Raw genomic sequence first — 12,198 nt, 5'->3', positions numbered from 1 at the left:
TTTGTAAAATTCCACTATTTTCTCCTCTTGCTGCATATCTTTTGATTTTACCATATGAATTTGATATGATGAAGCTGTACGAAAGTTATTCCATGTAATTTACCATTCTGATCATACCGGAGGCGTCATGAAACAAAAGCTGAAATTATTGGGGAACACCACGTCGGGGCAGATTTTTATTTCATCCATGCTGGTTATGGCTATCGCCTTTCTCTGTATCGGCGGTTACTTATATAAGAATATGTCCGGTTACATTCTGCAGCAGTCTTCCAAATACATTGAGACTACTGTCAAACAGGCTCAGGAGCGTTTTAACTCCTCACTGACTGAGATGGATTCCGGCATTCAGCGGTTCTGCAATGATCTGGCAGTTCAGACCATTTTAAACGACTACAATCACAATGCTTCGTTTTCCTCAGAAAATTTTTCCACGCTTCGTTTAAAGACCATGAATACAATCAACTACGCAGATAATCTGGAATCCATCGAGCTCTACAGCAAAAAAGCACAGATCTATCCGTACACAAAAGAACCGTTAACCACCGCCATCCCGGAATCCGCTCTCGCCATGGCCGACGAATACAATGGAAAGGCCGTATGGCTGCTGTCCGATTCTGAATCAGAAGGCGGTCATACCATCATGGCCGTCAAACGAATCCTTCTGGCGGACTACGCGTTTGAGCACGGCGGATACGTTGTGGTTTATTTAAAACCGGATCTCATGGATTCTATTGCCCAGGACCTAAACGCCCTGGGCGACTGCACACTGGAATTGACCGACTGCGCCGGCACCCGCGTCTCCTACGGGAAGACCTTAAAGGACATGAATCCGGATTCCTTCGACCGGAATTATCAGCTGGCCGACTCCACATCGCCGTATTCCGGCTGGACCTTTTCCATCTATATTCCGAAGGAACTGACCTCCAATGATATCTCCTGGATGAGCGGCATTGTGATCTGCGGTTTTCTTATTGGCACCGGAGTATTTTTAATCTGCAGCCTCTTTATTGCACGTATGATTTCAAAGCCGCTGTCCGACATGAGAAAATCCATGGTAATCGCAGACGGAAAGCTGCAGGCCAATGACAGACATTACTCCAACTCCGACATCAATGAACTGAATATCCACTACAATGCTCTGGTGGAAAAGAATAATCGTTTAATCGAGCAGGTATTTGAAAAAGAACTTTTGCGGACCAAGGCGGAAATCACCGCGCTTCAGTCCCAGGTCAACCCTCATTTCATCATCAATGCCCTGGAATCGGTCTACTGGAGTCTGATCCAGAAAAACGATATGGACAATGCCGGTATTCTCATGGCCATGGCCAAGCTGTTCCAGTACATTTTAAAGGAGAGCGACCGTATCACCATTGAACAGGAGCTGACCTTTGTAGAACAGTACCTGCAGGTGGAAAAGTTCCGCTTCGGAGACCGTCTGACCTGGGAATACCAGGTGGAACCGGAAGTCCGCTCCATGCAGATTCCCAAGCTGCTAATTCACCCGCTGGTGGAAAATTCCATGAAATACGCGGTAGAAACCACCTCGTCGCCGGTTCACATCGTCGTACGCATTGCGGAAAGCGGCGACGGCTGTGTCATATCCGTCACAGACAACGGACCGGGTATCGACAGAGCAACCATGGAACGAATCCAGGAATCATTTAAAAATACGAATCCGGTAGGCTCCGTCTCCAAAAGCTACGGGCTGGCCAATCTCTACAAGCGGATCAAGCTCTATTTTGAAAAGTCGTCGGAGCTTACGATTGAATCGGAACCGGAAAATCACCGCACCACCGTAACCATGAGGATTCATACAATCAATTCATAAGAAAACAGGAGGACATCACATGAAAACAACCGTAGCCATCGCCGGCCTTGGAAGCCGGGGAAGAATCACCTATGCGCCGTTTGCGTCGCTCCATCCGGACAAAATGGAGATTACCGCAGCCGCAGATATCGATCCCGGAGCCCTCCGGGAGACCGCGAAGACGTACCACATTCCGGAGGAGCGCTGTTTTACCAGCGCAGAGGAGCTGCTGGCCCAGCCTAAGATGGCTGACGCCGTCTTTATCTGCACTCAGGACCGCGACCACGTCTCCCAGGCGCTTACCGCCCTGGAAAGAGGATACCACATATTAATGGAAAAAACCATCTCCCCCGATCCCTCTGAATGCCGCCGGCTGCTGGAGGCTTCCAAAAAATATGACCGGAAAATCGTTGTCTGTCACGTACTCCGCTATACGCCGTTCTTTTCCAGGATGAAGGAGTTAATTGCCTCCGGCATCATCGGAGATGTGGTCACGATCCAGGCCATTGAAAATGTTGGCTACTGGCATCAGGCCCACAGCTTTGTCCGCGGTAACTGGAGAAACAGTGAGACGACCAGCCCCATGTGCCTTCAGAAGACATGCCACGATTTCGACCTCTATCTATGGCTGGCTGACAAGACGCCGCTCCGTGTTTCTTCCATGGGAAACACCTGGCTCTTTAAAGAATCCTGCGCCCCCGAAGGCTCCGCGCTCCGCTGTCTCGACGGCTGCGCCGCAAAGGACTCCTGCCCCTTCGACGCAGAAAAGATCTACGTTACAAACGAAAAGACCGGCATTGCCTGCGGCCACACCGAATGGCCGGTGGATGTATTGGCTCTCCATCCGACTCCGGAGACGATCTATGATGCCATAAAGACAGGCCCGTACGGCCGCTGTGTCTACCACTGTGACAACAACGTGGTGGACCACCAGGTGACCAACATCGAAAACACCGACGGAAGCACCATAAACTTCACCATGAGCGGCTTCACCAGCGACGGCGCTTCCCGTTACTGCAAGATCATGGGGACAAAAGGCGATCTCACAGGTGACATGTACAAGAATACCATCGAGGTTGGACTCTTCGGAAAGCCTCGCCAGATCATCGATATCTCCCAGTTGGCCGAGGACTTCAGCGGCCACGCAGGAGGCGACAACCGCATGGTGGAAGAATTCCTTGACATGCTTCAGACAGGAAAGGAACCGGAGGGGATTACCTCGCTGGAGCAGTCGATTAACAGCCATCTTGTAGCATTTGCCGCGGAAGAGTCCAGGCTTTCTAATGGGAAGGTAATTGAAATTTAGAACGTAATATCCCAGTGTTTCCAGTAATGGGAGGGGAACAGAAACCATTTGGAGTTTCCCTCCCATTTTTTATGATCTCCTAATATAAATTTACTACAAGACATTACCAAAAATTTATGTTATAATTACTACATCTGTATTCATATTCTGTCAATCTCCTGACAGTACTGATTTCTCATAGTCCTTCGGACAATCTCTCGTACATGAAGTACGACAACAGACCGTTTCGGTCAAACTTCCAGATAACCGGTCAAGTATATGCCGTTCACCCCTGGCAGCGGCCAGGTTGTAATCTTGAGCCAAAAACTCAAAAAACAATGCAGAAGGGAGGAAATGCCTATGAATGCCTATTGCTGTTCACTCAAACATTTTATATAATAAAAGGAGAACTGTATGGAGCACAAACCATTACAATGGCATCCGGCATTTCAGGCCGTGCTGCAGATTGAATTGGAGACTGAGAAAGAGTATCTGCAGTTTCATGAGGAGTTTAATCTGACAAAAAAACCTCTTCAGATTGATACTTTAATCATCAAGGAATCCGGTAGAAAAATCGAAAAAAATTTCGGACGCATTTTCAGCCGGTATAATATCGTAGAATATAAGAATCCTGAAGTTTCGTTCGGGATCAATGATTTTTTCAAAGTAAATGGTTACGCCTGTCTTTATCAGGCAGCTGCGGAACGGGAAGTGAAAATCCTGCCTTCCGAGATCACCATAACGCTGGTTGTCAATCAGTATCCGGGTAAGCTGATTAAGTTTTTAAGGGAGACATATGGCAGTGTAATTACAGAAGAATTCCCCGGAATCTATTACATATCCAAACTGCTGTTCAAAGTTCAGCTGTTAATTATCCATCAGCTTTCACCTGAGGAAACCATATGGCTCAGCCGTCTGCGCTCTGATTTAGAGATACAAAAGGATATCGAACCTCTGGCAAAAGCTTATAAAGGGAAGGAACAGGACCCGGTCTATGAGGCCGCCATGGATTTAGTCATAAGAGCAAATTGGAAAAAATATAAGGAGGGATGCGATTTGTGTAACGCACTGGAAGAACTTTTTGCTGACAAACTGGAACAGAGAGAGCAATTGGGGATTGAACGAGGCATTGAAAGGGGCATCGAAAGAAGCATTATAGAACTGCTTTCTGAATTAGGCCCTGTTCCTGACGCACTTCGTGAGAGAATCATTTTACAAAAAGACGTAAATGTCCTGACAGCCTGGCTGAAGTTAGCCGCCCGATCGAAAAGTATTGCAGATTTTCAAAAAGATACCGGCAGTTCCACATCATAGAATGAAACAAATCCTTTCCGCCATTTATGTGGTAATTCGTTACCATTCACGGCCCGCTGAAAGTTTCCGCCGGCGTTCCGGTGCGTGGGAGGGGCAGCAGAAGGTAGCGTTTCCTTTTCCAAGGTTCGCAGGAGCTTAAGCAGAAAGACGGGAAAAAGAGGTGGTGAAATCTGGCCTCCAAGCCAGATTTCAAGTGGACACGGAGGTGAAGTCCTTCAGGAGTTCACCGTAGTTTGCACGATCCGCCCCTTTTTCCCGTCTTTCTGCTTTAGTTCCTGCCACCGAGGAAACAAGAAACGCTTCCTTCTGCTGCCCCTCCCACGCACCGGAACGCCGGCGGAAACTTTCAGCGGAGCCGTGAATGGTAACGGTAATTCGGAAGGGATTTGTCATTCTGTCTTCTCCTCTATTGACATTTCTGTCATTCTCGTATATACTTTTGTTATAAACTTATAAAAGTTTCCAACAAAAGTGACAAGGAGGCGTTTTTATGGACACATTAACCGCCAGACCACGGCTTTTAAAGCAGGCGAATCTCTCACAGATCCGCAGAGTAATCAAACGCAGGGGCACCGCAACCAGGGCGGAAATCGCCGGTGAGACACAGATCAGTTCTACGACAGTCCGCTCTCTCCTTGCAGAGATGATGGAAAACGGCGAGATCGAAAGCATTGGACACGATGAATCCAGCGGAGGCCGTAAAGCAGAACGCTACCGCTTCAAGCCGGATAAGTACTATGGCGCGGCGATCTGCATCTCGGGCAGTGACATGCACGGACTGCTTGTTGGAATCTGCGGGGAGATTTTAGAGACTGTCAGACTGGAGTTTACAGGCAGCGATTACGAACCGGCCATCTGTGCATTTCTCGACGAACTTATGGCGCGCAAGGATATAAAGTCCATAGGGATCGGCGTTCCGGGCATCGTGGAAGGCGGCGCTTTCTGGCAGGGAACCGGAGGCAGCGACGAATTATGCCGTTATGACTTAGGTGACCGCCTCGCCGAACGGTATCACATACCTGTTGTCATGGAGAACGACTTAAATGCCACAGCCATCGGCTTCGGGCGCTGTTATGCAAAGGAATTCCCCTGCGAGTCCCCGGAGCATACGAATATGGCGTATCTCCATCTGGAAAAAACGTGTGTCAGCGCCGGTTTTATCGTAGGAGGACGGATCGTCCGCGGCTTTCGCAACTTTGCTGGAGAGCTGGGGCTGATTCCCATGGAGGATGGACGAATTCTGGATGAATGGCTGATGAGTGCACTGGACGATAAGGATTACACCGATCTGATGATCCGGATCATCAGCTGGATCTGCGGCATCTTAAACCCACAGTATGTCGTTCTGGGCGGTCCGGACCTGCGAACAGACTGCATCGGCCCCATAAGCGACGGATTTTCTGCGCTTCTTCCAAAACATATGACCGCGGAGATCCTGTACTCGGCCGATATGTGGCATGACTACCACGACGGCATGGCGTCTTTGACAGCCGGTAAGATCTTTGACGACGTTCAGTTTATAAAGGAGCAGCCATGAGCTCCGGGCCCGCAGGACCGGGTCTGCCTGGCAGAAGTGGCCGGACCTGCTTTTTCATTCAGGCCGGATTCGGCACGGCGTTTACGTATCTGACCAGCGGCGTTTTCTTAAGCGGCCTCGCGATTCTTATGGGAGCCGGTGATATTCTGGTCAGTTATTTAAGTGTAATCGTCAATATCTGCGGCGTGCTGATTCTCGCGTTTCCGGCATTTCTGGAGCGGTTTACCAGCCGGAAAAAACTGACCATAGCACTTACAATCCTCTCCCGCCTGGCAACGCTTTTTATCGTGACCATACCGGTGCTCTTTCCGGCCGGAATCCGGCTTTATGTGTTTGTCCCCACCGTCGTCGCTGCCTTCGCACTTCAGGCACAGACCACGGTGGTGCTTAACCAGTGGATGCTTGGATTTATCGAAGAGAAAAAGAGCGGACGGTACATTTCCTTAAGACAGACACTGACGCTGACCGTCACCGTGGTGCTTTCTCTGGCCGGGGGCCGGTTCATGGATCTCATGGAAGGAAAATACGCCGGCTTCGCCCTCCTGTTTGCCGCCGCAGCCCTGATGGGACTCCTGGAAGTGATTCTGCTGGCTGCAACACCAGACGGGGAACCGTACCAGTCCTCAGGCAGAAGCTGCCGATTTTTGGACATTGCCCGGCTGCCTCTCAAAAACCGCTGTTTTACAGGCTTTGTCGCTTACATATTTATCTTTTATCTGCTGCTTACCATTTCCGACAGCTATACCATGGTCTTCATGATGAAATATCTGGCGCTGCCCTATCAGATTGTGACCGGCTTATACATGATGATCTCTCTGCCTCAGATCATTCTGCTCAGTTTCTGGGGAAGGTTGAGTGACCGTTACGGCCATGAATTCACCTTAAAAATGTCTATCTGGTTCTTTGCCGGTGAAACCCTGTTTCTGTCCTTTGCCTCCGCTCAGAACTGGTTCATTTTCATTCCGGCTGCATTTCTCATATCCTCGGCCGCAAATGCCGGTTTTGTGATATCCGTATTTAACCGGAGATATGAGCTGATGCCCGAGGATAACCGCATTGTCTACGACAATTTTTATACGGCCGCCATCGGCCTCGGTTCCATTCTCGGCCCTCTGACAGGAGGCGCCGTCAAAGGCATGATCGATGCCCGCACCGCGGCAGCAGGTACCGCAGGATTTACCGGCATCCGGATTCTTTACCTGATATCCACCACGGGAATCCTGCTTTTACAGTTCATTTACTTCTATTCCCGAAAGGAGACTAACCATGTCAAAGATTGATTTACATATCCACTCAGCCGCCAGTGACGACGGGGAATATACACCGCAGGAACTTGTGGCAATGTGCACGGCCCAGGGCATGGAGCTGATCGCAGTTACAGACCACAACTCGGTTCGCAGCGTCACGGCAGCCCAGTCCACAGCTTCCTCCTGCGGTCTTCACGTCCTCTCCGGAGTGGAGTTAGACTGCACTCATAAAGGCCGGAATTTCCATCTTCTCGGATACGGCTTCGATCATACACGCAAAGAATTTGCACAGATCGAGCAGGAAATTCTGGATCAGGAAAAAACCGCGGCCAGAGAAAAAATCCGCTTATTCCAGAGCGCAACCGGCATACCGGTAGACGAGGGGGAAGTCATGGCCGCCGCTGCAGACGGCGTTGTTCCCGGCGAATTGATTGCGGAAATTCTCCTCTCAAAAGAAGAGGCTGGACAATATGAACTGCTCCGCCCCTATCTGGCCGGCGGAGCAAAAAGCGATATGCCGAATGTGCGGTTTTACTGGGATTTTTTCTCAGAAGGAAAGCCCGCTTACGTGCCTGTCCGCTATATATCCCTGGCTGATGCGGTATCGCTGATCCATGACGCCGGAGGCATCGCCGTACTGGCCCATCCCGGTCAGAACCTGGACCTCAGTGAGACAGAACTGCTGAACAGCATCCTTTTCCGGGAGGTTGACGGAATAGAAGCATTCTCCTCGTATCACAATGAGGAAACCTCTGCTCACTATGTGAATGTCGCAGTGAAAAATCGTCTGCTCATCACCTGCGGCAGTGATTTTCACGGAAAACACAAGCCCTCCATTAAACTCGGCGGCCACGGTGCCTCCTGGGAAGACAGCCGGATCATGGAAGTTCTGGAAAACCACCTAAAAAGCTTACTAATACAGTAAAAACGTCATCCCCATACTCGCAGACCAGGCTTCCACCGTATTTTTCCACCACCCGCTCTGCGCTCTTTAATCCCAGCCCGTGGCCGGTTCCCTGCCGTTTCGTTGTAACCAGACGGTTATCCTTTACGGAAGGCGAACCGGCCATGGAATTGGACAGCTCAATGAATACCATTTCTCCCGTTCTCCGTATCTTAACGGCAATCCAGCGTTCCCCCGCCTCCACTTGATCAGCCGCCTCCACAGCGTTATCCAGCAGGTTGGAAAATAAGCTGCACTTCTCCCGGTCTTCCATATCTCCCAGCGTCAGGGCGTCCGCCTGAATGGTAAAACGGATTTTCTTTTTTACCGCGCTGCTTCTGGCATTATTCAGCAGCACATCCATAACGGGATCGCCAGTCCACACCATCATCTCCAACTGGCGCAGCGGCTCTCCCATCTGCTCCAGATACATCTCCGCTTCTTCAAGCTTTCCCTCACCAATCATGGAAGAAAGCACAAGCAGATGATTTTTCATATCGTGGGACAGTTCCTCCTGCTCCCTCTGCTGCCGCACCATCAAATCGTACTCCCTGTCGATCATCTGCTCTTTCATCTCCAGCGCAAGACGCTGCTTCTGTTCCTCTACATATTTCGAGTAAAACAGCAGGAGAAAATAGATGAGAAACAGCAGAATAATACACATACTCCACCCAAACAGCGCATGGAGGCTCGTCTCCTGAATGGTAAGCCACGACAGGAACCCGACGCCGCATAATCCCAGTCCGGATGTCAAAAACAGCATTCCCGGATTGTAGGCCAGTTTCCTGCGAAATGCCTTCCTCGCCAGAAAATACGCTGCAGTCAGCAGCAGTTTATCCGCCGCCTGATACACCAGCCGCCACTGCGACAGCTGGGCGATCACCATCCGGGCAAACTGCTGGTTCTTTAAAAATACGCCCATCACGGAGATACAGAAAAAATCAATAATATAGACGCACAGAATATAGAAGCTCACCAGGGAAACGGCGTAAAACACATCTACATGGAAGATAAGCACCGTCGTCATGCAGATATAGAATACAAACCACAGGGTAACGAGAAACGGGAAGACATGCAGGGAATCCGCAATGAAAACAGTCACCAGCAGCACGCCGGACAGCAGAAAAAAGCGGATCTTCCCTTTAGCCTTTTCAGGAAAAAACAGCTGGATAAAAAAGTAACAGATCAGGGCCTCGAAAAAATAGGCAGCCAGTTCGCAAAGCTTGAATATGGTATTCATAAATGCCTCCGGAAGAAACCGGTGATGGTCTCTCTCACTTCTTTCGCATGATTCTGGCTCACCGGGAGCACGGTTTTATTGTCAAGAACCACCGATGTGCCCTCCATTTTCCATACATGATACAAGTTGATCACATAGCCCCTCTCGATCATCAGGAATTCCTCCCTGTCCAGCTCCTCTTTCAGCTGCCCAAGAGCTTTCCGCACCGGGATCTCCTCGTCCTCCAGAACCATAACAGAGTACTTCTGTTTTTTATAAATATAAAGGATATCGCTCACCGCCACCTTTATGATCTGGCGCGGCGTCTCCACCACGTAGCACTCCTTCACTTTCCAGGAGAGCAGCCGAATCCCATCCGAAACCGCCATGGGGAGGCAGCTTTCCACCTCCGCCTTGGGAATATACCGGAAAATAGAGAGTTCAAAAGACTTCACCGCATACTTTGTATGGGAGGTTATAAAGGAAACGAGTGCCTGCGGCAGTGAATCTTTGATGAGATCCGCCAGCTCCATGCCGGAAAGCCCCGGCATCTCAATATCGAGAAAAAGCATGTCAAAATACCGCTTTTCTCCGATATCATATGCCAGCATACCACTGTCTGTATAGAGGGAAACCTCCGCCGAAACGCCCAGTCCGCAGCATTCCGCTTCAATCAGTATTTTTACCCGCTCCGCAAATGCGGGCTCGTCATCACAAACCGCTATCCGTACCAACTGTATCATCACCTCACTCTCCCACTGCCTGTTTCACAATTTCCCTGCCGATTTCTCTCACCCGGTCCGATATCTGGTAATCCTCATCCTCATACAGGAATTTATGAAGCCCGGCCACATTGGTCTCCAGTGTATTGGGAATCACACAGTGGCCCAGTTTTCCAATGGTGGCCGTTCCATACTCCTGTGGGAATCCCTCCGTTTCTACCATATGGTACTTCCCGGCGTTCTTACCCAGAGAGAGGCCGTCCGCCATGGTTATGCTTGTGGAAACCTGCGGCAGCACCGTCTCAAGCAGACGGTTGATCGTGGCCAAATCCGCGGTTTTCAGTTTTTCCAGAACCGCCTCCATCACCTTTCTCTGCCTCTCCGTCCTCTGCATATCCGTGTCCATCAGGCGCAGCCTGCAGTAGGCCACCGCCTGGACTCCGTCTAAATGGGTCAGTCCGGGGCCGGTTAAATGGACCGAAGGGATTCCGGTACGTTCCACGGTCTCTGTAATAAACGAGTTGATGTAGGCATATTCCGCCTTTGTAATATCCATGTCGATCCCGCCCAGAAGGTTGACTGCATCCGCCGCCGCCGACCAGGAGAATGATACGTAGTCCATGATATCTAAATCCAGATTCTCATTCAGTGCCGTGACTGCCTGCTCCGGTCCGCCCTCTGCATAGCTGGAGTTAATCTTTCTGCATTTGCCTTCGGCCACGTTGCTCATCAGCAGCGTATCCCGGTAAACCGACGCCAGCCGGATTTCTCCGCTGTCCCGTTTTACAGTCAGGACCATCTGTGTATCAGCGTTGGTTCCCCTGCCTAAGTTTCCGTCACGGCTGTCCACGCCGAAAATGGCCACGGTCCAATAGCCGCCCATCTTTTCTTCCGTCTCTTCTTTCAGATTATCATTTTTGATTTCCTTGATATCCGCATCCGGGATCTTCTGTATGGTGGAAGCCAGCTTCGTCACATAAAGCATGGCAGAACAGATGAAAAACAGGATCAGCGCCATGACACACGCCGCCGCTTTCTTCCATATGGGCTTTCGGGTTCCTTCTTTTTTCTTATCTTTGAGTTCGTACATATACCGCAGTTCCTTTCTGGATTCTGATCCTGTTGCTTTCTTATTTGATGGTTTTATTATAGCAGTATGCGTCCGGAACGGGGTAATGAGGCCGCAAATGCGCCTTTTTTTGCCGCGATATTAGAAAAACGCAAAACCTCAGGACCGGCCTGAGGTTTTGTTATCCTACTTTTCCAAATTAATAAACATATCATCATTTCTATCCACATTTTGAACGATATATGGGTTCAAAATGACACAGCAGCTTTGCTGCCTTTTATCCGGTTCCGGATAGTCTTGACCTCATGTCAGTGGGGGAATCCTCACTTTTTTTGTTGAAATCCTGCATTTTTAAATGCCAGTTACATTGCTCCAAATTCTGCTGCCAAAATAACAACTGTCCTCTCTGTACTTTCCATTCAATCTTCCAGAAACTATCATTTCTCAAACCAGTTTACCAGTTTTTCTGTCAATTGACAATGATAGAAAACAGCTTTTATGTTTAGTAATGATACCGACATGTATATATAATAATACTTTCGCCTTCAACCATATATACAAGCCTGTGCTCATCATTTATTCTTCTGCTCCACTTTCCCGCCAAATCATACTTCAAACTTTCCGGTTTTCCTATACCCTCAAATGGATTCCTTTTAATATCTTTAACTAAATCGTTTATTCTCTTTACAAGTTTTTTATCTGCTTTTTGCCAATAGAGATAGTCATTCCATGCATTCTCAGTGAAAGATACCATCATTTCCTAATCCTCCACATCGAACTTAATAGTCTTTCCATTTTCCGCTTGCCTGATAGATTCTTTTAACCATTCATAATTAGCTTTACTGTCTCTGATATAGATATTTTCCATCATATTGTCGTATTGTGCCTGTGACATAAGAACCACGTTTTCATCATTTTTTCTTGTGATGATTGCGATTTCAGAATCCTGAACAACACGGTCACATACTTCTTTGAAATTATTTCTTACATTTGAAAAGTTAGTTGCTATCATAAAATCACACTCCTTTCTTAATTAATTATATGATGCAAATAAG

12 protein-coding genes are annotated in these 12,198 nt (G+C 48.9%); 6 read left to right on the top strand and 6 right to left on the bottom strand.

The genetic code is table 11. The features are described 5' to 3' along the window. Window positions 1–127 precede the first annotated feature (127 nt). The 3 genes from NE473_RS09705 to NE473_RS09695 all read left to right on the top strand — a co-directional run bounded on the left by NE473_RS09705 (window position 128) and on the right by NE473_RS09695 (window position 4,406). The gene (locus NE473_RS09705; RefSeq protein ID WP_055650487.1) at window positions 128–1,828 is read left to right on the top strand and encodes a sensor histidine kinase; all 1,701 of its coding nucleotides are present in this window, start codon (window positions 128–130) and stop codon (window positions 1,826–1,828) included. 19 nt (window positions 1,829–1,847) lie between these two features. Continuing rightward, entirely contained in the window at window positions 1,848–3,113 is a 1,266-nt protein-coding gene (locus NE473_RS09700; protein ID WP_256265218.1) for a Gfo/Idh/MocA family oxidoreductase, read from the top strand. A gap of 393 nt (window positions 3,114–3,506) precedes the next feature. After that, window positions 3,507–4,406, top strand: coding sequence for a hypothetical protein (locus NE473_RS09695; protein ID WP_055650485.1), 900 nt, complete (start codon window positions 3,507–3,509; stop codon window positions 4,404–4,406). 189 nt (window positions 4,407–4,595) lie between these two features. On the opposite strand, the gene NE473_RS09690 is transcribed toward NE473_RS09695, so the two are convergent. Continuing rightward, window positions 4,596–4,799 (bottom strand): hypothetical protein, encoded by a 204-nt coding sequence (locus NE473_RS09690; protein WP_055650484.1) that lies wholly within the window; start codon window positions 4,797–4,799, stop codon window positions 4,596–4,598. 97 nt (window positions 4,800–4,896) lie between these two features. On the opposite strand from NE473_RS09690, the gene NE473_RS09685 reads away from it, so the two are divergent. Genes NE473_RS09685 through NE473_RS09675 form a run of 3 tightly spaced genes read left to right on the top strand, consistent with a single transcriptional unit; the run spans window position 4,897 to window position 8,115 of the window. Next, a complete protein-coding gene (locus tag NE473_RS09685) occupies window positions 4,897–5,943 on the top strand; it encodes an ROK family transcriptional regulator (RefSeq protein WP_055650483.1) in 1,047 nt (348 codons plus the stop codon). Further along, window positions 5,940–7,223: an MFS transporter gene (locus NE473_RS09680; protein ID WP_055650482.1), complete on the top strand. Its 1,284-nt coding sequence runs from the start codon at window positions 5,940–5,942 to the stop codon at window positions 7,221–7,223. The genes NE473_RS09685 and NE473_RS09680 overlap by 4 nt, the downstream gene beginning before the upstream one ends. Beyond that, window positions 7,210–8,115, top strand: a complete 906-nt coding sequence (locus tag NE473_RS09675; RefSeq protein WP_055650481.1) for a PHP domain-containing protein — start codon at window positions 7,210–7,212, stop codon at window positions 8,113–8,115. Before NE473_RS09680 ends, NE473_RS09675 begins: the two co-directional genes overlap by 14 nt. On the opposite strand, the gene NE473_RS09670 is transcribed toward NE473_RS09675, so the two are convergent. The 5 genes from NE473_RS09670 to NE473_RS09650 form a co-directional block, all read right to left on the bottom strand. After that, window positions 8,069–9,373, bottom strand: coding sequence for a sensor histidine kinase (locus NE473_RS09670; protein ID WP_055650480.1), 1,305 nt, complete (start codon window positions 9,371–9,373; stop codon window positions 8,069–8,071). The two genes, NE473_RS09675 and NE473_RS09670, sit on opposite strands and share 47 nt — an antisense overlap. After that, window positions 9,370–10,095 carry a LytR/AlgR family response regulator transcription factor gene (locus tag NE473_RS09665; protein WP_242866151.1) on the bottom strand — a complete coding sequence of 242 codons (726 nt, stop codon included), beginning with the start codon at window positions 10,093–10,095 and terminating at the stop codon, window positions 9,370–9,372. The genes NE473_RS09670 and NE473_RS09665 overlap by 4 nt, the downstream gene beginning before the upstream one ends. 4 nt (window positions 10,096–10,099) lie before the next feature. Then, window positions 10,100–11,164 (bottom strand): LCP family protein, encoded by a 1,065-nt coding sequence (locus NE473_RS09660; protein ID WP_256154819.1) that lies wholly within the window; start codon window positions 11,162–11,164, stop codon window positions 10,100–10,102. Window positions 11,165–11,645: 481 nt separating this feature from the next. Beyond that, on the bottom strand, window positions 11,646–11,900 hold the full coding sequence (locus NE473_RS09655; protein ID WP_055650478.1) for a Txe/YoeB family addiction module toxin: 255 nt from the start codon (window positions 11,898–11,900) through the stop codon (window positions 11,646–11,648). A 3-nt stretch (window positions 11,901–11,903) separates the two neighbouring features. Then, window positions 11,904–12,155 (bottom strand): type II toxin-antitoxin system Phd/YefM family antitoxin, encoded by a 252-nt coding sequence (locus NE473_RS09650; RefSeq protein ID WP_055650477.1) that lies wholly within the window; start codon window positions 12,153–12,155, stop codon window positions 11,904–11,906. Window positions 12,156–12,198 lie beyond the last annotated feature (43 nt).

The organism is Hungatella sp. SL.1.14 (assembly GCF_024460495.1).
GTDB lineage: Bacteria > Bacillota > Clostridia > Lachnospirales > Lachnospiraceae > Hungatella > Hungatella hathewayi.
Note: the sequence above shows the minus strand (reverse complement) of the source record. Positions and strands in the feature narration are given on the sequence as shown.

Bases quoted from the DNA above. Each gene is read 5' to 3' on its own strand.
- NE473_RS09695 (WP_055650485.1), top strand. From the start codon at position 3,507: ATGGAGCACAAACCATTACAATGGCATCCGGCATTTCAGGCCGTGCTG.
- NE473_RS09675 (WP_055650481.1), top strand. From the start codon at position 7,210: ATGTCAAAGATTGATTTACATATCCACTCAGCCGCCAGTGACGACGGG.
- NE473_RS09670 (WP_055650480.1), bottom strand. From the start codon at position 9,373: ATGAATACCATATTCAAGCTTTGCGAACTGGCTGCCTATTTTTTCGAG.
- NE473_RS09685 (WP_055650483.1), top strand. From the start codon at position 4,897: ATGGACACATTAACCGCCAGACCACGGCTTTTAAAGCAGGCGAATCTC.
- NE473_RS09680 (WP_055650482.1), top strand. From the start codon at position 5,940: ATGAGCTCCGGGCCCGCAGGACCGGGTCTGCCTGGCAGAAGTGGCCGG.
- NE473_RS09650 (WP_055650477.1), bottom strand. From the start codon at position 12,155: ATGATAGCAACTAACTTTTCAAATGTAAGAAATAATTTCAAAGAAGTA.
- NE473_RS09655 (WP_055650478.1), bottom strand. From the start codon at position 11,900: ATGATGGTATCTTTCACTGAGAATGCATGGAATGACTATCTCTATTGG.
- NE473_RS09705 (WP_055650487.1), top strand. From the start codon at position 128: ATGAAACAAAAGCTGAAATTATTGGGGAACACCACGTCGGGGCAGATT.
- NE473_RS09700 (WP_256265218.1), top strand. From the start codon at position 1,848: ATGAAAACAACCGTAGCCATCGCCGGCCTTGGAAGCCGGGGAAGAATC.
- NE473_RS09665 (WP_242866151.1), bottom strand. From the start codon at position 10,095: ATGATACAGTTGGTACGGATAGCGGTTTGTGATGACGAGCCCGCATTT.
- NE473_RS09690 (WP_055650484.1), bottom strand. From the start codon at position 4,799: ATGACAAATCCCTTCCGAATTACCGTTACCATTCACGGCTCCGCTGAA.
- NE473_RS09660 (WP_256154819.1), bottom strand. From the start codon at position 11,164: ATGTACGAACTCAAAGATAAGAAAAAAGAAGGAACCCGAAAGCCCATA.